The 16,215-nt window shown below is 70.9% G+C and carries 18 protein-coding genes and 3 pseudogenes; 6 read left to right on the plus strand and 15 right to left on the minus strand.

The window, feature by feature from the left end; genetic code table 11:
- Positions 1 to 19: 19 nt before the first annotated feature.
- Together ACWENQ_RS41065 and ACWENQ_RS41070 are read right to left on the minus strand one after the other, a co-directional pair.
- Positions 20 to 1,417: a hypothetical protein gene (locus ACWENQ_RS41065; protein ID WP_452419140.1), complete on the minus strand. Its 1,398-nt coding sequence runs from the start codon at positions 1,415 to 1,417 to the stop codon at positions 20 to 22.
- A 185-nt stretch (positions 1,418 to 1,602) separates the two neighbouring features.
- Entirely contained in the window at positions 1,603 to 1,746 is a 144-nt protein-coding gene (locus ACWENQ_RS41070; protein WP_452419142.1) for a hypothetical protein, read from the minus strand.
- A gap of 271 nt (positions 1,747 to 2,017) precedes the next feature.
- Here ACWENQ_RS41070 and ACWENQ_RS41075 point away from each other — a divergent pair, with 271 nt between their 5' ends.
- A complete protein-coding gene (locus ACWENQ_RS41075) occupies positions 2,018 to 2,377 on the plus strand; it encodes an ArsR/SmtB family transcription factor (RefSeq protein ID WP_449931447.1) in 360 nt (119 codons plus the stop codon).
- Positions 2,378 to 2,436: 59 nt separating this feature from the next.
- On the opposite strand, the gene ACWENQ_RS41080 is transcribed toward ACWENQ_RS41075, so the two are convergent.
- From ACWENQ_RS41080 to ACWENQ_RS41105, 6 genes are all read right to left on the minus strand, one after another.
- Positions 2,437 to 3,114 carry a tyrosine-type recombinase/integrase gene (locus tag ACWENQ_RS41080; protein WP_452419143.1) on the minus strand — a complete coding sequence of 226 codons (678 nt, stop codon included), beginning with the start codon at positions 3,112 to 3,114 and terminating at the stop codon, positions 2,437 to 2,439.
- Positions 3,089 to 3,301: a hypothetical protein gene (locus ACWENQ_RS41085; RefSeq protein WP_452419145.1), complete on the minus strand. Its 213-nt coding sequence runs from the start codon at positions 3,299 to 3,301 to the stop codon at positions 3,089 to 3,091. The genes ACWENQ_RS41080 and ACWENQ_RS41085 overlap by 26 nt, the downstream gene beginning before the upstream one ends.
- Positions 3,270 to 3,680 (minus strand): ATP dependent DNA ligase, encoded by a 411-nt coding sequence (locus ACWENQ_RS41090; RefSeq protein WP_452419147.1) that lies wholly within the window; start codon positions 3,678 to 3,680, stop codon positions 3,270 to 3,272. Before ACWENQ_RS41090 ends, ACWENQ_RS41085 begins: the two co-directional genes overlap by 32 nt.
- Complete coding sequence (locus tag ACWENQ_RS41095) at positions 3,677 to 3,943, minus strand: ATP-dependent DNA ligase (protein ID WP_449931451.1); 267 nt, start codon at positions 3,941 to 3,943, stop codon at positions 3,677 to 3,679. Before ACWENQ_RS41095 ends, ACWENQ_RS41090 begins: the two co-directional genes overlap by 4 nt.
- The gene (locus ACWENQ_RS41100) at positions 3,940 to 5,412 is read right to left on the minus strand and encodes an MFS transporter (protein WP_452419148.1); all 1,473 of its coding nucleotides are present in this window, start codon (positions 5,410 to 5,412) and stop codon (positions 3,940 to 3,942) included. The genes ACWENQ_RS41095 and ACWENQ_RS41100 overlap by 4 nt, the downstream gene beginning before the upstream one ends.
- Before the next feature lie 63 nt (positions 5,413 to 5,475).
- Positions 5,476 to 6,336 (minus strand): SDR family oxidoreductase, encoded by an 861-nt coding sequence (locus ACWENQ_RS41105; RefSeq protein WP_452419149.1) that lies wholly within the window; start codon positions 6,334 to 6,336, stop codon positions 5,476 to 5,478.
- 89 nt (positions 6,337 to 6,425) lie between these two features.
- On the opposite strand from ACWENQ_RS41105, the gene ACWENQ_RS41110 reads away from it, so the two are divergent.
- Together ACWENQ_RS41110 and ACWENQ_RS41115 are read left to right on the plus strand one after the other, a co-directional pair.
- Positions 6,426 to 7,382, plus strand: a complete 957-nt coding sequence (locus tag ACWENQ_RS41110) for a helix-turn-helix transcriptional regulator (protein WP_452419151.1) — start codon at positions 6,426 to 6,428, stop codon at positions 7,380 to 7,382.
- 63 nt (positions 7,383 to 7,445) lie between these two features.
- Positions 7,446 to 7,850: pseudogene (locus tag ACWENQ_RS41115) on the plus strand (IS982 family transposase); the annotation flags it as partial.
- Positions 7,851 to 8,165: 315 nt separating this feature from the next.
- Here ACWENQ_RS41115 and ACWENQ_RS41120 read toward each other — a convergent pair.
- Complete coding sequence (locus ACWENQ_RS41120) at positions 8,166 to 9,092, minus strand: zinc-binding dehydrogenase (RefSeq protein WP_452419153.1); 927 nt, start codon at positions 9,090 to 9,092, stop codon at positions 8,166 to 8,168.
- Positions 9,093 to 9,300: 208 nt separating this feature from the next.
- Here ACWENQ_RS41120 and ACWENQ_RS41125 point away from each other — a divergent pair, with 208 nt between their 5' ends.
- Positions 9,301 to 9,753 carry a MarR family winged helix-turn-helix transcriptional regulator gene (locus ACWENQ_RS41125; protein ID WP_452419155.1) on the plus strand — a complete coding sequence of 151 codons (453 nt, stop codon included), beginning with the start codon at positions 9,301 to 9,303 and terminating at the stop codon, positions 9,751 to 9,753.
- A gap of 73 nt (positions 9,754 to 9,826) precedes the next feature.
- Here the strand turns inward: ACWENQ_RS41125 and ACWENQ_RS41130 are convergent, their stop codons facing one another.
- The 3 genes from ACWENQ_RS41130 to ACWENQ_RS41140 are packed head-to-tail and all read right to left on the minus strand — an operon-like array spanning position 9,827 to position 12,455.
- The gene (locus ACWENQ_RS41130) at positions 9,827 to 10,486 is read right to left on the minus strand and encodes a response regulator (protein WP_431902527.1); all 660 of its coding nucleotides are present in this window, start codon (positions 10,484 to 10,486) and stop codon (positions 9,827 to 9,829) included.
- Positions 10,483 to 11,637, minus strand: a complete 1,155-nt coding sequence (locus ACWENQ_RS41135; protein WP_452419157.1) for a sensor histidine kinase — start codon at positions 11,635 to 11,637, stop codon at positions 10,483 to 10,485. Before ACWENQ_RS41135 ends, ACWENQ_RS41130 begins: the two co-directional genes overlap by 4 nt.
- Positions 11,634 to 12,455, minus strand: coding sequence for a CPBP family intramembrane glutamic endopeptidase (locus tag ACWENQ_RS41140; RefSeq protein ID WP_452419159.1), 822 nt, complete (start codon positions 12,453 to 12,455; stop codon positions 11,634 to 11,636). The genes ACWENQ_RS41135 and ACWENQ_RS41140 overlap by 4 nt, the downstream gene beginning before the upstream one ends.
- A gap of 427 nt (positions 12,456 to 12,882) precedes the next feature.
- On the opposite strand from ACWENQ_RS41140, the gene ACWENQ_RS41145 reads away from it, so the two are divergent.
- Positions 12,883 to 13,797 carry an alpha/beta fold hydrolase gene (locus tag ACWENQ_RS41145; RefSeq protein ID WP_449931779.1) on the plus strand — a complete coding sequence of 305 codons (915 nt, stop codon included), beginning with the start codon at positions 12,883 to 12,885 and terminating at the stop codon, positions 13,795 to 13,797.
- 18 nt (positions 13,798 to 13,815) lie between these two features.
- On the opposite strand, the gene ACWENQ_RS41150 is transcribed toward ACWENQ_RS41145, so the two are convergent.
- On the minus strand, positions 13,816 to 14,022 hold the full coding sequence (locus ACWENQ_RS41150; protein ID WP_452419161.1) for a hypothetical protein: 207 nt from the start codon (positions 14,020 to 14,022) through the stop codon (positions 13,816 to 13,818).
- Positions 14,023 to 14,077: 55 nt separating this feature from the next.
- Between ACWENQ_RS41150 and ACWENQ_RS41155 the strand changes: the two genes are divergently transcribed.
- Positions 14,078 to 15,238 carry a DUF4158 domain-containing protein gene (locus tag ACWENQ_RS41155; RefSeq protein WP_452419162.1) on the plus strand — a complete coding sequence of 387 codons (1,161 nt, stop codon included), beginning with the start codon at positions 14,078 to 14,080 and terminating at the stop codon, positions 15,236 to 15,238.
- Between the two features lie 17 nt (positions 15,239 to 15,255).
- On the opposite strand, the pseudogene ACWENQ_RS41160 reads toward ACWENQ_RS41155, so the two are convergent.
- Positions 15,256 to 15,732, minus strand: a pseudogene (locus ACWENQ_RS41160) (ATP-binding protein); the annotation flags it as partial.
- Positions 15,713 to 16,108 (minus strand): annotated as a pseudogene (locus ACWENQ_RS41165) (Mu transposase domain-containing protein); the annotation flags it as partial. The pseudogenes ACWENQ_RS41165 and ACWENQ_RS41160, both read right to left, overlap by 20 nt.
- Positions 16,109 to 16,215: the final 107 nt, after the last annotated feature.

The following is a 16,215-nucleotide window of genomic DNA, read 5'->3' on the forward strand; positions in this document are numbered from 1 at the left end:
GTGGGATGGGGTGAGGTGGTCAGGGGCGTGCGGAACCGGCCGGGTCCCTGCCGGTGGCGGGCAGCGGGATGACGGCGCGTACCTTGCCGCCCGCGCTGTGCTGGATCGGTTCGCGGCCGCGTTCGAGGCGCACATGGCCGAGGCCGTGGCGGGACAGCAGGTCGCGCATCCGGGTCTCGACCCGATGCCAGAGGGTTGCGGGGTCGCTACCTGGAGCGGGGTGCAGCCGGATGCGGAGCGTGGCCGGCGCGGTCTGGACGATCTGGAACAGCTCCAGGCCGGGCACCGCTTCCAGCAGCGTGGCCAGCGGCAGCGGGGCAAGGGTGACCGGCGCCTGTTCCCCCGCCGGGCCGGGGAAGGTGAGCAGGTCGGCGGCGCGGCCCTGGACGCGGACGGCCGGGCCCGGGCTGCCGCACGGGCACGGATCGGGTCGCAGCAGAACGCTGTCGCCGAGGTCGTAGCGCAGGATCGGCTGCACCTGGTTGGCCAGGTTGGTCAGCAACACGGTGTGCGAGGGCTCGTCCGGTGCCACCGGCCGGTACTGCTCGTCGACGGGTTCGAGGACGGCCCAGTCGGCGTTGAGGTGCATCCAGCTCTCCGAACAGCCGTAGGACAGGAACGGGCACTCGTTGCAGGCGTAGCTGGTGCGCACCTTCGCCCCCAGCGCGGCCGCGATGCGCGCGTACTCGCCGACGGGCAGGCCTTCGGCGGTGAGCATCACCAGGGCGGGGTTGATGTGCAGCCGTCCGGCTTCGGCCTCGCCGGCCAGCAGCGCGCCGATGCTGGCGTAGGGGGCCAGCACCGCCGGGCGGAAGGCGTTGAGCTCGGCCACCAGGTCCTGCAGCGGCTGGTGCACGCTGAAGGCGGCGACGCGGGATCGGCCGCGCAGCCTTGCGGCGGCCACGGTGGAAGCGAAATGCCCGCCCTCGGGTATCACCAGCGCCATCCGGGCGCCGCCGCGCGCGATGCGAGCCACGTCCCGCACGCTCAGCCAGCCGGCCAGCATCCGCGCCATCATCGCGGAGGTCACCGCCGTCGCGCGGGCGTCTTGTAGGAAGATGCCGTGCGTGCCGGTGGTGCCGGAGGTGGTGGACAGCGTGTAGCGGCCGGCGAACGGCTGCCCGATGCGCGCCGGGTCGTCGGCGAACGCCCTGGCCTCGGCGAAGGTGACGGCGGGATCAGTGACCCAGTCGTCGAAGGCGGCCATCAGCTCGCGCTTGCTGGTGGGCGGCAGCAGGGCCAGGTCGGCCACTCCGGCCGGCAGGTCCCGGTACAGGTGCTGGTAGTAGGGGGAGCGGGTGCGCGCCCAGGCCACGAGCTCGGTCAGGCGGGCTCGTTGCCGGGCGGCCATCGCCTGCTCGCCGCCCGCCTTGGCGGAGCGGGCGTCGGCCAGCAGTCGCAACGTCGAGGTGTTCATGGTGCTGTGGTGTCCCTTCATGGTCGGCGGCGCCGCGGCGCCGCTGGGCGGTGGTGATCATGGGGCCGGGCGTGGCGCGACAGACAAGGCCCAGCAGGCATGGCCTGGCGCAGGCAAGGCCCGGCAGGAGTCACGGTGTCGGTGCCCCGGGCGTCTACCGGGCGCGGGTTGAGCCGGCGCTGCGCTCAGTGGCCGGGCGGAACGGCGCGGCGAGGGTGGGCACCTGGCGCCGGTGGCGGCAGATGGACGCCCGCCATGCGGGCACTGAGCGCGGGCAGGGTGAGCAGCGCGCAGGTCAGCAGCGGGCGTAGCAGCTTGGTGGCAACCACGTGGAGAAGTCCTTCCCGGGCGGTGGACAACCCGGCCGGGCACCCACGGGGAGGACTCGGCCAGGCATGACTGCGTGGCCGAAGGTCTCGTCCACCGGCCGGTGACCGGTCCCGCCGCCGGAGAACGCGAGGTTCTCAGCGTGTCGACGTGCGGGCGTTGCGGACTACTCCCCTTCGGAGTGCCCTCCATCTTCCACATGTTTCGGAAATCGCGCAACTATCGAAACATAGGGTGATTGGCAGGCCATCGGCGCGAGACGATGGAGGGACGATGTCGACCTCCCCAGCTCCGGGTTCACCCGGCGCCGAGCACCCACCGCCGACCCCCGTGCAGCTGAGGGCGGCGGCCGAGACCTTTGCCCTGCTGGCCAGCCCGGTACGGCTGCACCTGATGTGGCTGATCACCCACGCCTCCTACGACGTCAGCACGCTGGCCACACACGCGGGCATCAGCATCGCCACGGTCTCCCAGCACCTGGCCAAGCTCCGCCTGGCCGGCCTGATCAGCGCACGCCGCAACGGCCGCCGGACCCTGTACGCGGTGGAGGACCCGCATGTGATCACGCTGATTCGGCAGATCTTCGATCACATCGCCCCCGACGGGAGCCTGGCACCCGATCCTCCCCGGTAGCCTGCACCGGCCTCGGTTGGCTCGCCCCAGGGCGTGGTCCGCTGGGAATCAGCGCCGGGTCACAGGTCCTCGATGTAGCCGGCCGCGATGTCGTCGGGCGGGTTGGTGTACAGGCGCAGGTAGCGGTCGTTGGCGTGGCCCAGGCGGCGTTCGAGCTCGGCCCGGTTGTGCCCGGAGGCCTGCGAGAGCTGGAAGGCGAAGGTATGCCGGGCGTCGTGCGGCCGCAGCACACCGAGCCTGCGCTCGGGGTCAGACATGTGGGCGTCGTGCAGGCGGGCGACCTCGCCGACGATGTCGTTGATCGAGCGCGGCGACAGGCGGCCGTCGGGGCGGCGGGCGGCGATGGAGGCGGCCGACAGGAACAGGGCGGCTGGGGGTGGTACTGGCGGCAGCGTCGCCGGGCCGCTCCTGGTTGAGGTAGTCGGCCAGGGCCTGGCGAGCGTCGCGGGCCAAGGAAGACGGTGCGGCTGTTCAGGCCGACCACTTCGGCGCGGCGCAGCCCGGTGCCGAACAGCAGGTAGACGATGGCCCGGTCGCGCAGCGGGCGGGCATGGGCGTGCGATCGGGCCGCCGTGCTGCGGTGGCGGTGACACCCTCACCGCGCTCCTGAACAACCACGCCGCCCGCTGAGCGGGCTGCTGACCGGCCCGAGGGCAGCCAGCAGCGGCGGACAGGATGGTCTGCTCCTCCCTTGAGTAAGGAGCGGGACCATCACGTCCTGGCCCGTCCTGCGGCATCCGTGGGAAACTCGAAGATCTCGGCGAGGCCCGCGAGATCCACCAGCTGGGCCACTTCGGCACTGTCTCGGCAGTCGGCTACCAGCCGGCGCTTGCTGCCGCGCCAGCGGTCGATGCGGAACCGCGGATGCCCGTCCAGGACGATCGGGACGACTTCAATCCCGTCCGGCCCGCGAAAGTACGACATGTCGAAAATCGTACAAATCGGACAGCGTGTGGAGGTGGGCCGTGCTGCGCCGCATCTCAGCTGACGCGCGCCGCCCGATGGGCGGAACGTCGGCCGGTGACATGTCCGTGCGCAGACCCCTCCAGGAAGCCTGCCGTAGCAGGCCGTCGCCGGTCCGTTCGGCGAAACGCACCTCGCCCACCAGGGCCGGCCGCACCCAGCGGGCGATCCGTGCGTGCTCGACCGGGACCGGTCCCCACGAACGGGCTGGCCTCCAGCGCCAGCGCGACCAGCCGAGCGGCCAGGTCGGCGCGCACCCGGTCGGTGAACCCCTGCCTTCCAGCGCCCGCGCCTGTCGGGCACGCCGAGCAGCAGCGAGCCCGCCAGGCCGGCCTGTCATCCGCCGATCACCACCTCCGCGGTCTGGTGGTGCTTGACCTTCACCCAGTCGCCCGAGCGGCGGCCCGGCCGGTACGGCGAGTCGACCCGCTTGCAGACGATGCCCTCTAGACCCAGCTGCAGGCTCGATTCCAGCGCCGCCTGCGCGTGGCCGGTGAAGTAGACGGGCACCTGCCAGCGGGCGCCCGGCCGCACGATCTGCTCCAGCAGACCCCGCCGCTCCGCGTACGGCAGGCGCACCATCGCGCCCCAGGCTCGAGTCACAGGGCGGGTTCTGCCTCGCGGGCCTTTCTGGGCAGCAGGAAGGCGGCCAGGAAGGTCAGCACGATCATCCCGGCCACCGTCCAGAAGGCGTGGGCGGCCGCGGCAGGCCCTTGGTTCAGCCCGCTGAAGAACACCGTCCCGAGCACGGCTGTCCCCAGAGCGCCGCCGACCTGCTGCAGCGTGGTGAGCGTGCCGGAAGCCGAGCCGGTCTCGTGCGGCTCGACACCGGCCAGCACGATGTCGAAGTAGGGCCCCATGATCAGCCCGGATCCCATCCCGGTGATGAGCAGAGCAGGAGCGAGCCGCCAGAATCCGGCCTCCGAGCCGAGCATCGGCACCAGGGCCAGGACACCGGCCGTCATCGTCACGGCCCCGACGTACAGGACCTTGCGGCCATGACGCATGACCACCTGGACCACGCCCATGCCGACCACCATGCCGATGGACAAGGGAATGCCCGCCACCGCGGCCCGCAGCGGGCTGTAGCCGAGGCCCAGCTGAAGGTGCAGGTTGAAGATCAGGCCGAACCCCGAGAAGGCGGCGAAGTAGATCGTCCCGGTGGCCATACCGCCGAGGAACGCCCGCTTGCGGAACAAACTGGGCAGGATCAGCGGATCGCCGCCGCTACGACTCTTGCGGATCTCATGCCATCCGAAGGCGGCGAACATCGCGACGGAGGCCGCCATCATCGCGAAGGTCCAGGCCGGCCAGCCATGCTCACGGCCTTGCACCAGCGGGAAGAGCAACAGCAGTGCTCCGCAAGAGGCGAGGACCGCGCCGGGCAGGTCGAGCCGAACTTCTGAAACCGGCTGGCCCGTGGGCAGGAACGTGATCGCGGCGACCAGGACAGCCAGCCCGATGGGCAGATTGATCAAGAAGATCATGCGCCAGCTGATGCCGAGGAAGTCGGCGTCGACCAGCCACCCCGCCAGAGTGGGGCCGCCCACCGCCGACAATCCCATGACCGGGCCCATCGCGCCGAAGGCCGCCTGCAGTTCCCGCGGCGGGAACATCTCCTTCAGCATGCCGAGCCCTTGGGGGATCATGCAGGCGCCGAACAGGCCCTGTATCGCACGAGCGGTGATCATCATCTCCGGCCCGGTCGCGATCGCGCACAGCAGGGAGCCTGCCACGAAACCGCCGGCGCCGATGAGGAACATGCGCTTGCGGCCGGCGATGTCGCCGAGCCTGCCGCCGACCAGCAGGCCGGCGGTCATGGCCAGGGTGTAGGCCACCCCGAGCCATTGAATCAGGGAGGTGCCGCCGCCGAGGTCGGCGCGGATGGCCGGGCCGGCGATGCTGGTGACGGTGGAGTCCAGCATTTCCATCACCGAACCGGTGAGGATCACCGCCAGAGCCGGCCACCGCAACCGGTAGGACGTAGATGCGGCCGGGGGTGGTGGCGCTGATGGTGTCGCCGCGGGTGTTGTCGGCGGTATCAGGGCGTCGGTCATTGGTGGGTTCCTCATTCTGCGCGGAGGTGGGGCGTCCCGTTCGAGGTGGGAGAGGACGCCCAGGCAGGCCGGTGCCGGTCAGCGGAAGTCCGCGACATGGTCGCGGGCCCATTCGGCATAGCCGCGCGGGGGGCGTCCGGCGACCTGTTCCACGTCCGGCCAGACCCGCATCAGCGCCGACCAGTCCTGGTCGGCGTAGCCGCCGCCGTCGGGGTCGTCGCCGCCGTACTCGACGAAGCCCAGCATGAGGTCGGCCGACTCGGCGGCGAACCCGCCTTGTGCCTTCATCAGCTCGCGGGCGCGCTCACGGGTGACCTCCTCGTAGCGGACGGGTTCGCCGAGCGCGTCGCCGATCGCCGCGACCTGCTCGCGAACGGTGACCAAGCCGGGCCCGGTCAAGGTGTAAGCCTTACCGTGATGGCCGTCCTGCAGCAGCGCGGCGACGGCGACGGCGGCGATGTCGGCCTCGTGGATCAGGTTCATCGGCTCGTCCGCGAAGGGGTAGCGCACCACCCGCTCGGCCCTGATGGACGGCGCCCAGATCTGCAGCATGTTCGTCATGAAGGCGCACGGCCGTACATGCGTCCATTCCAGCCCGGACTCCTCCACCGCCTGCTCCACCCCGCTGGTGTGCAGGCCGGCGGTCACCGATGCCGCCGACAACACCACGACGCGCCGTACGCCCGCCTGCATGGCCAGCGCGACGACCTCGCGGGCGCGCTCCTCCACGGGGAACAGGTACATGCGCTCCACGCCGTCCAGCGCGGCGGCCACGCTCGCGGGCTCGGTGAGGTCGCCCTGGGCGACCTCCACCTGAGGCGGCAGCTTGGCCGCAGCGGGGTTGCGGGTCAGCGCCCGCACCTCCGCGCCCGCCCTCACGAGCTGGTCCACCACGTGGCGGCCGACGATCCCCGTCGCCCCGGTCACCAGGATTTTCATCTGCGTTCCTCCCGCTGTGTCGTTCACGAAGGCAACGCTAGAGCGGCTTCCGGTCACTTCCTGACCGGAAGGTGAGAGAACCTGGAAACATGGCGAACACGAGCGCGCGCATGCTGCGACTGCTGTCCCTGCTGCAGACCCACCGCCACTGGCCCGGCCTGGAACTGGCCGACCGGCTCGCCGTCAGCGAGCGCACCCTGCGCCGCGACATCGACCGGCTGCGCGAGCTCGGCTACCCCGTCCACTCCGGCCGCGGCACCGCCGGCGGCTACCAGCTCAGGTCCGGCGCCGCGATGCCGCCCCTGCTGCTCGACGACGAGGAGGCCGTCGCCATCGCCGTCGGCCTGCGCACGGCCGCCGGCGGCACCGTCGAAGGCATCGAGGAGACCTCGCTGCGCGCCCTGACCAAGGTCGTCCAGGTCATGCCTCCCCGATTGCGCCGCCGCGTGGACGCGCTGCGCACCTATACGGTCACCGCCCCGGCGGGCGGTCCTCACATCGACGCCACCACGCTCACCGCGATCGCCCAGGCGTGCCGGGATGACGAACGGCTCACCTTCACCTATGCCACCCCATCCGGGGAGCCGGCCACCCGGCTGGTCGAGCCGCACCGGCTCGTCTCGCTCAAGCGCCGCTGGTACCTGGTCGCCTGGGACCTCGACCGCGCCGACTGGCGCATCTTCCGCCTCGACCGCCTCACCGGCCCGGCCGCCACCGGAGCCCGCTTCCGCCCGCGCGACCTGCCCGCCGAGGACGCCGCCGCGTTCGTCGCCGAACGGCTCGGCTCCCGTCCCACCCGGTACGAGGTCACCGTCCTCCTCCACGCGCCGGCCGGCGCGGTGGAGCCGGTCGTCGCCGTCACCGGTGGGTGGGTCGAGGCCGTTGACGACGACTCCTGCCGCCTGCGCCTGCAGGTGGACGCCTTCGACTGGCCGGTGCTCGTTCTGGCCGCCGTAGGCGCGGAATTCGACGTCATCGATCCGCCCGAATTCCGCCACTACCTGCGCCACGTCGGCCGGCTCTTCCTGCGCGGCGGCACCGCCTAGTAGACGAGTAAGCCCTAAGTCGTTTCGGCTGCGGGAACAGCGAAGGGTGTCGACGATCTGTTTGTGACGACAGACATCAACACCCCTCTCACCGCACTGTACGTGAAGATCGACGACTGGCTCGGCAAACCGCCCCGCACCGGCCGGCCACCCAGGCTGACCGACGCCGAACTGCTGACCCTGGCCGTGGCCCAGGTCTTACTCGGAATCAGCTCCGAAGCCGGCCGGCTGCGCTTCGTCCCCCGGCACCTGCCCGGCGCCTTCCCCTACCTGCCCGGCCAATCCGGCTAAAACAAACGACTACGCAACGCCCTGCCCCTGCTCCAACGCGCCATCCGGGCGCTGGCCCGAGACGCCGACCTGTGGGCCGACCCGGTCTGGGTGGTCGACTCCACCCCCGTCGAATGCGGCCGCTCCCGACTGGTCACCGGCCCCCGTCCGACCACCCACCAGCTCGCCCTCGAAGGCCTCTAACCGCGCTCGCTCGTGCGGGCATCAGCAGCCGCATCGGGGCGCTGGTCCGTCCGCCGCGGCCCCTACCCGTACGGCCCGCAGCGGCCGCACCAGCCCCGGACCCGCCCTCGGGCCGACCGGCGCCGAACAGCACGATGAAGTAACCACCCGATCGACGGCCCGGCGCTCTCTCCACGATCACCGGATCCCAGCCCGATGCCCCGAAGGGCGATCGCCGTGGCGATGCCGCTGACGCCGAGTCCCACGACCAGGGCCCGTTTCCTGCTGCTGCTCAGCGCAGTCATGGCTTCCTCCTCGGATGTGACACGGCTAGGGGACGAGGACGATACGGTCGTCGGTCTCGGCGGTCCACGCCTGCGCGACCTGGACGAGGGGTACGGCGCGCGCCCGTACGTCGATCGCGCCCGCGGTCACCGCTGAGGCCAGTTCCGGCAGTTCGGCGAGGAAGTCGCGGGCGGGGACCGAGCCGATGCCACTGCCGACGATCTGGACGCGGGCGGAGCGCAGGGCCGCGGAGGGGATAGGCGCAGTTGGGCCGGCGATGGATCCGATCTGGATCCAGGTCAGCGGGGCGGTGCGGTCGGCGCGGGCGGTGAGCATAGGAATCATGGCGCCGGCGGCGGGTTCACCCCACACGTAGTCGATGACCACGTCGACGTCGGCCGCGTGGCCGATCTGGTCGAAGGTGATCGTCTCGTCGGCGCCGAGCGCGGTCAGCGCCTTGAGACGGGTGGTGTCGCGGCCGGCGGCGATGACCTGGTCGGCGCCGAGCAGCTTGGCGATCTGGACCGCCATCCGTCCGGCGTTGCCGGTGGCGCCGAGGACGAGGACGCGCCGGCCAGTGTGGAAGTCGACGCGTCGGCGCAGCGCGACCCAGGACGACATGGCCGGGTTCATCGCAGCGGCGATCCGCACGGGGTCGATGCCGTCGGGCAGGATCACGCTGCGGCGAGGGTCGATGAGGGTGCGCTCGGCGAACGTGCCCAGAGTTGTGTCGTCCAGGGCCACGTAGCGGACGTTGCCCTCCTGGTCGCGTACCACACCGTCGACGCCGGGGACCAGCGGGTACATGCCGTTGCTGGAGTAGTGCGAGCCGTTCGCCTTGGCCTTGGTCAGATGGTGCAGGCCGGCCGCGAGGACCTCAACGAGCAGCTCGTCGCGGTGGCGTTCTGCGGGGTCGGGGTGGTCGCGATAGACCGGCAGGGCATCGGCTGCTGGGATGACGGCAGCGTGCATGGTGACCTCCAGAAAATGATTTGTATTACCAACCATCTTGATGGTGGTTGGTAATACAAACCATGTCAATAGGGGTCGGCGTGATCGATGCCGCATCCGTCGATCGCCTGGCGCGGGATCGGGACGCGAGGCATCCCGGGCGGCGGTGTCTGCCTTCCTCGCTCCGGCATGGTTGGTATTGCCAACCATGCCGGACTAGCATGACGGCATGAGCTCCGCCGACGATGTCGTGGATGCCCTCGTCCGGGCCACTTTCGAGGTGGCAGGCGTGCTGACCCGCATCGGTGGTGAGCACGATTTGTCGCTCACCCAGCTACGGGTGCTCGGCATCCTCCGCGACCGCCGCGCCCGCATCACCGAACTGGCCGCCTACCTCGGCCTGGACAAGTCCACGATGTCCGGCCTCATCGACCGCGCCCAGCGCCGGGGGCTGCTGACACGCGGCAAGAACCCCGAAGACGGCCGGGTCGTCGAGGTGTACATGACCCCGGCCGGGCTCGAACTCGCCAAACGCGTGGAGGACGACATCCGGCGTGCCCTGGCGCCCGCGACCGGCCGCCTGGACCCGGAACAGCTCGATCGGCTCGTCAACCTGCTCGACATCGTCTCGGCCCGCTCGCCGCGTACACGCGCCGCACCAGGGCCGACGGCCGCGTGCTGATGGTCGAACAGGGCCACGGACGGTTCCTGACGTCTGCGGCGTTCGCCCCATCGAGGTTTCCGGGCGGCGTGCCTCAGGTCACCAGGCCCCTGCGGTAGGCGTAGACCACCGCCTGCACGCGGTCACGCAGGTCGAGCTTGGTCAGGATGCGCGACACGTACGTCTTGACGGTCTCCTGGCTGATCACCAGCGTGGCGGCGATCTCGCTGTTGGACCGGCCGTCGGCGATCAGGCGCAGTACCTCCAGCTCGCGCGGGGTCAGCGCGGTCTCGTCGGGCGTGTCCCGGGCCGGGCGGATCCGGGACGCGTACCTGCCGACGAGCTGCCGCGTCACCTCAGGCGCCAGCAGCGCGGCGCCCGCCGCGACGGTGCGGATGCCCTGCAAGAGCTGCGCCGGCGGGGCGTCCTTGAGCAGGAACCCGCTCGCCCCGGCGCGCAGCGCCTCGTAGACGTACTCGTCCAGGTTGAACGTGGTCACCACGAGCACCTTGACCGGATTCTCGACCCCGGCGCCGGCCAGCAGGCGGGTCGCCTCGATGCCGTCAAGCACCGGCATCCGCACGTCCATGACGACGATGTCGGGACTCAGCCGGCGGGCGAGCTCGACCGCGGCGCGGCCGTCACCGCACTCGCCCACCACCTCCAGGTCGGGCTGCGCGTCGATGATCGTGGCGAAGCCGGTGCGGATCAGCGCCTGGTCGTCGCAGACCAGGACACGGACCGGCGCGGTCATGACCGGCTCCCCGCAGGTATGCGGGCCCGTACCACAAAGCCGCCGCCCGCCTGCCGGTCCGTGCTGAACTCGCCGCCCAGAGCGTCCACGCGCTCGCGCAGCCCGGCCAGGCCCCGCCCGCTCCCGCCGGGGGAGGCGACCCTGGAGCCGGGGCCGTTGGTGCTGACCGCCACACTGATCTCCTTCTCGCCGTAGCGCACCCAGACCGCGGTGGGGCTGCCGTGGGCGTGTTTGAGGGCGTTCGTCAGGGCCTCCTGGACGACCCGATAGGTCACGAACTCGGCGCTGCCCACCGATTCCCCGGGGTCGCCCTCCTCGGTGAACTCCACCGGCTGCCCGGCCTGGCGGGTCTGCTCCACGAGCGTGCCCAGGTCTCCGGCGGACGGCATGCTGACGTCGGTATCGTGATCGGCTTTGAGCAGGTCGAGCATGTGCCGCAGGTCGGTGATGGCCCGCCGGCCGGTGTCGCTGACGGCGCTCAGTGTCGCGTCGAGGCGGTCGGGCGCGGCGGTGAGGTAGCGTGCCGCCTCGGCCTGCACGACCATCGCCGTCACGTGGTGCGTCACGACGTCGTGGAGTTCGCGGGCGATCCGGGTGCGTTCGGCGGCGCGGGTGGCCTCGGCGACGTGGCGGCGGCGTTCCGCCTCGGCGGCGCGGGAGGAGCGCAGCCAGGCCCCGATGCCCCATGCGAGGGCCAGAGCCAGGTAGAACACCACGTACCCTTCCACCCTCTCGCTCGCGCCGAGTCGGTCGAGCGCGAGCGCGAGCGGCACGTACGCCATGGAGAGAAGGACCACGGTGACGCGCCGATGGCGCTCCAGGTGGGCGCCCGCGCTGATGAGCGCGATGGGCATCGCGTTGCTCGCGAACACGTGGTAGGCGCGGAACTGGTCGAGAACGAAGCCGAGCGACACCAGAGCCAGGCACACGGCCGGCCACCGCCGGCGGACGGCGAGCGGAAGGCACTCCAGGGCGATCACCACGAACGCCAGCGCGTCGAAGGGCCGGGCCGGCAGGTCGCCGACCTGAGTCCCCTTGCCGTGGAGCGCCGGCAGGAGCGATGCGACGGCCATCAGCAGCCCGAACGGTAAGTCCCGGACCACGACGTCGCACCGCCGCCACAGGTCAGTGACCCGCCCTAGATCGATCATTGGGCGAGCGTAGCGGTCGCGCCGCGCCGGAGCGGGACCACGTTGCCGCGCCGGCGGGCCAGCCACATGAACACGACCGTCAGCAGCAGGCCGAACGCCACCGCGTATGGGCTCGCCTCCGGCCCGAACTCGCCGCCCGTGAGCAGGGCTGGGCCCGACGTCACGCCGTGCAGCAGCCCCTGCGTCGCGCCGTTGCCCGAGACCTCGGTGCCGAAGATGCCGGCTGCGGCGAAGTTCCAGCCGAAGTGCACGCCGATCGGGACCCACAGGGTGCGGGCGGCGGCGTAGGCGGCGGCGAGCATGCCGCCCGCCTCGACCGCGACGGCGATCGCGCCCCACAGATCGGCGTGCGGGTTGAGCAGGTGCGACAGGCCGAACAATAGGCCGGTCAGCACCAGCGCCGGCCACGTCCCGGTGCGTTCCTCGACGATCCTGAACAGGATGCCGCGAAACAGCAGCTCCTCCGTCACCGCGGCGGCGGCCATGAAGCCGAGCAGCCCGACCGCGCCCGCCGGCGAGCCCGGGCCGTCGATCCGGTAACCGCCCACGAGAGCGATGTTCACGATGACGGCCGCGAACAACGCGACCCCGATCAGCGCCCCTCGCGCGATGGCGCGGGCGGCGCCTCGCGCCGCCACCTCCACAGGTGCCCGGCGCTCGGACCACCGCACCACGCGGGCGTACACGAGCACGGCGAGCAAGGCCGTCGCGACACCGAGGAACAGGGTAAGGAGCGGGCTTTCCTTCACCGCGCCCACGATCGCGCCGCCGGCGAAGGCGACCACCGCGACGGGTACGAGCTGTCTCAATAACCGCATGACGACTCCCTTACGTGGGGGACTGCGGTGGGGCGCCACCGCTACGCCGAGAAACGCTAGGGACCCGGCGGTCCGGGATCGTCCCCGTGCGGTGGACATTCGCGCGTAGCTCGCACGGGGGACTGGCGCACATGCGATTCGTCGCAGGACGCCGCCGCGTTCGACGTCGCGGATGGCGTACATATCCGGCGGGCGTCCGCACCGCACGACAGAGCGCGACGATCTCGGTCCTTCCCTGCAGGATCTCGGTCCTTCCCTGCAGGCCGCGCTTGTCCCCCACACGAGCTACCGGCAAATGTCCACCGCACGGGGACGATCCCGGACCGCCCGATCCATAGCGTTACGACACAGCCACGGCGCTCCGTCCGCTTTCCCGCTACACCGCCGTGCGCATCACCCGGCGCCGACTCCCTCACTGGAGGACCTCATGCTCCGCAAGATCAAGACACCCGTTGTGGCCGCGCTGTGCTGCACCATGCTCGGCGCGGGGGTCGCCGGCTGCGACGGCGACGCGGTGGAGAACTGGGACCCCTTCGCCCCCGCCACGCGGACAGCCGATGCCACCCCGATCTCCGGGACCGCGAAGATCGACGTCGCGGGGCGGTCGGTGAACGTGTCCTGTTCGGGCGCCCCGGAGAAAGGCAGGCCGGTCATCATCCTGATGCACGGAGCAGGCGATGGGCTGGACAAGCTGGCCGCCGTCCAGAAGACGCTGAGCAGGCAGAACCGGGTCTGTTCCTACGACCGGCTCGGCGCGGGCGCCAGCGACCAGCCGGACGGCCCGCAGAGCTTCTCCAGCACGGGCAAGATCCTGACCGGAGTGCTCGACCGGATTGCCGGTGACGGCCCGGTCGTCCTGGCCGGGCACTCGCTGGGCGGGCTGATCGCCGCCAGGTACGCCCCCGACCACCAGGACAGGGTCAAGGGGCTGGTCCTGATGGATGCCACCCCACCCACCATGGCCGGCGACATCACGAAGGCGATCCCCGAGTCCGCCAAGGGGCCGGCGGCCGAGGTACGCGCACAGAACCTCGCGATATTCCAGGGCGAGAACCCGGAGAAGCTCGTCATCACCGATGGCAAGGTCCGTTCCGCCGGTAACATCCCGGTGGAGGTGATCCAGCATGGGAAGCCGTACCTCGCGGCCGTCCCCGAGTACGGGCCGCGCCTGGAGCAGGCGTGGTCCGCGGGTCAGCGCAAGTGGCTCGCGCTGTCCCGCGGCAGCAAGCTGAGCACGGCCACGAACAGCGGCCACTACATCTACGTCGACCAGCCCGATGTCGCCGTCCAGGCCATTGAACGCGTCACCGCACGGGCCGCACGTCAAGCGCAGGGTGAGTAACCAGCCGGTTGTGATGCTTCAGACCGCCGAGCGCTCGGCCGCGCGGGCGGTGAGGCGTTCCCAGTTGCGGTGGGCGATGTCGGCCTTCTGCTCGTCGGTGAAGGGCGCGTCCTCCAGGAACGCGCGGGCGGCGCCGTTGCTGGTGTCGACATAGGGGAAACCGCCAGGACGGAAGCCGTAGGTGAAGGGGTAGTCGGTGGAGTACAGCATCCGGTCGGTGCCCATGACCTCGACGGATGAGCAGGTTGCTCGCTACGGCCGCTTCCCTGAGGAGCCGGCAGTGGCCGAGCTCGAGCAGTTCTTCCGCCTGGATCGCGCGGCGCTGGACGCGCTGGCCAGCAAGCGCCGCCCGACGACCCGCCTGGGATGGGCGGTGCAGTGGGACACGGTGCGCATGCTCGGGGTGTTCCTGACCGAGGCTCCCACCCAGGTCCCGGCCGGGGCGGTGGGGTTTGTTGCGGAGCAGCTGCAGCTCGATCCCGCGGATTTGGCCGACTACGGCCAGCGGCAGCAGACGGTGTACGAGCACGCCTGGGAGATCCGTGAGCTGCTGGGCTTTCACGACTTCGGCGCATGTGAGGCGGAGGTGCGGGCGTTCGTGGCGGCGCGGTTGTGGGCCTCCAACGAGGGGCCGCGGGCGCTGTTCGATCGGGCGCGGGTGCACATGCTGAAGGAGCGAATCCTGCTATCCGGCATCACCGTGCTCACCCGGTTGGTAGGCGAGGTGCGCAAGGCGGAGAGCGACCGGCTGCAGGCGCTGTTGTCGGGCCGGCTGTCGGCCGGGATGCGCACCGCGCTGGAAGAGTTGTTACGAGTGGGCGAGGGCCGCCGGTTCTCTGAGCTGGAGCGGCTGCGCACGGCGCCGACGAAGGCCTCGGGCCGGGTGCTGTCGGTCCAGTTACAACGGGTGGCCGAGATCGCCGGGCTGGGCGCTGGCGGCGTGGTGGTCGAGCCGGTGCCGGAGGTGAAGCTGGCCGCGCTGGCCCGCTACGGCAAAGCCGCCAAGGCGCCTGCGCTGGCGGAACTGGCCGAGCACCGCAAGGCCGCGATGTTGCTGGCCACGGTGCGACACCTGGAGACCGCGTCGGTCGATGACGCGCTGGATGTGCTGGACCTGCTGATTTCGGCGAATCTGCTGGCGCGGGCCGAGCGGGCGGGCAAGACCGAGCAGCTGCGCACCTTCCCGAAGCTGCCTTCGGCGGCGCGCACGATGGCCTCGGCGATGGAGGTGCTGATGGACGCGCCGGAGGCCACCACCGATCGCCTGGTGTCGCTGGTGGAGGTATGGAAGGCGATCGAGGAAGTCGTGCCGCGGGAGAAGTTGGCGGTCGCAGTGGAGGCAGTCGCGGCGTTCGTGACGGTCACCGACGACGCGGCGGCAGAGTGGCGATCCGAGCTGATCAACAGCGGGATGCGGCCAAGCCGGATGAGTTCCTCCTGAAGACGGCCGGTGTGATGGGCGTCGGCCAGCCGGCCCACCCATTCGGCCGCGGTGGCGAACAGGACACGATGGCCGGCCTGGCAAGCACGGATTCCCAGCCCGATGGACAGATGGGTCTTGCCGGTGCCGGGCGGGCCGAGGAAGACGACGTTCTCCCTGGCCGTGACGAAGTCGAGAGTGCCGAGGTGGGTGATGGTGTCGCGTTTCAAGGATCGTTGGTGGTCGTAGTCGAACTCCTCCAGAGACTTGCGGGCGGGGAAACGGGCCAGCCGGATGCGGCCCTCGCCGCCGTGCGCTTCGCCGGCGGCGACCTCGCGTTGCAAGCAGGCGGCGAGGAACTCCTCGTGCGACCAGTCCTCGGCGCGGGCCCGCTCGGCAAGCCGCTCGATGGAGCTGCCAGCGAGGGTGCTTTGAGCGCCCGGGTCAGGTAGGCGAGTTCCGAGGCGACGTTCCTGGCAGAGTTCTTGGCTGCCATCAGATCGCCGCCTCCTCATTCGCCTGCTCACCAGCGAGGCCGAACATGTGGTCGTAGTCGGTGAGACGACGCTGTTCGACCTCGGTCATCACCGCGGGAACCGGGGCCAGGCGTTGACGCCGGAAGTTGCGGGCGGCCTGCTGGTGAGCCGGGTCGGTGAGGGTCTGGTGGGCTGCCCGGCATCGTTCGTGCTGGGCGACGTTCTTGCCGCCACAGGTCGCGGTGACGTGATCGAGATCGGCGCGGACTTCGACCAGACGGCCGATCGCGGCCGGGTGGACGGAGTAGTCGTTGGCATCGAGGCGGACGTAGTGGTCGCGGGGCAGCCGGGCCGAGGTGTTCCAGCCGATCTGCGGGGCGGTCGCGGGCAGGGGGAGCATCGCGGCCAGGTCCGCGAATCTGCTGCATGCCGCGACGTGAGGTTCGCTGCCGCATGTCCGGTGAATGTCCGATTTTCGGATCAGGAGCTGGTAGCGGCCCTATCCCAGGTGCCGTATCCGTA

It is taken from the genome of Nonomuraea sp. NPDC004354 (assembly GCF_053602555.1).

Excerpts from the sequence above, each read along its gene's own strand:
- ACWENQ_RS41075 (WP_449931447.1), top strand. The coding sequence starts at position 2,018 with ATGTCGACCTCCCCAGCTCCGGGTTCACCCGGCGCCGAGCACCCACCG.
- ACWENQ_RS41100 (WP_452419148.1), bottom strand. The coding sequence starts at position 5,412 with ATGAGGAACCCACCAATGACCGACGCCCTGATACCGCCGACAACACCC.
- ACWENQ_RS41065 (WP_452419140.1), bottom strand. The coding sequence starts at position 1,417 with ATGAACACCTCGACGTTGCGACTGCTGGCCGACGCCCGCTCCGCCAAG.
- ACWENQ_RS41125 (WP_452419155.1), top strand. The coding sequence starts at position 9,301 with ATGAGCTCCGCCGACGATGTCGTGGATGCCCTCGTCCGGGCCACTTTC.
- ACWENQ_RS41105 (WP_452419149.1), bottom strand. The coding sequence starts at position 6,336 with ATGAAAATCCTGGTGACCGGGGCGACGGGGATCGTCGGCCGCCACGTG.
- ACWENQ_RS41110 (WP_452419151.1), top strand. The coding sequence starts at position 6,426 with ATGGCGAACACGAGCGCGCGCATGCTGCGACTGCTGTCCCTGCTGCAG.
- ACWENQ_RS41130 (WP_431902527.1), bottom strand. The coding sequence starts at position 10,486 with ATGACCGCGCCGGTCCGTGTCCTGGTCTGCGACGACCAGGCGCTGATC.
- ACWENQ_RS41135 (WP_452419157.1), bottom strand. The coding sequence starts at position 11,637 with ATGATCGATCTAGGGCGGGTCACTGACCTGTGGCGGCGGTGCGACGTC.
- ACWENQ_RS41085 (WP_452419145.1), bottom strand. The coding sequence starts at position 3,301 with ATGTCGTACTTTCGCGGGCCGGACGGGATTGAAGTCGTCCCGATCGTC.
- ACWENQ_RS41090 (WP_452419147.1), bottom strand. The coding sequence starts at position 3,680 with ATGACAGGCCGGCCTGGCGGGCTCGCTGCTGCTCGGCGTGCCCGACAG.
- ACWENQ_RS41145 (WP_449931779.1), top strand. The coding sequence starts at position 12,883 with ATGCTCCGCAAGATCAAGACACCCGTTGTGGCCGCGCTGTGCTGCACC.
- ACWENQ_RS41150 (WP_452419161.1), bottom strand. The coding sequence starts at position 14,022 with ATGGGCACCGACCGGATGCTGTACTCCACCGACTACCCCTTCACCTAC.
- ACWENQ_RS41120 (WP_452419153.1), bottom strand. The coding sequence starts at position 9,092 with ATGCACGCTGCCGTCATCCCAGCAGCCGATGCCCTGCCGGTCTATCGC.
- ACWENQ_RS41140 (WP_452419159.1), bottom strand. The coding sequence starts at position 12,455 with ATGCGGTTATTGAGACAGCTCGTACCCGTCGCGGTGGTCGCCTTCGCC.
- ACWENQ_RS41080 (WP_452419143.1), bottom strand. The coding sequence starts at position 3,114 with ATGCCGCAGGACGGGCCAGGACGTGATGGTCCCGCTCCTTACTCAAGG.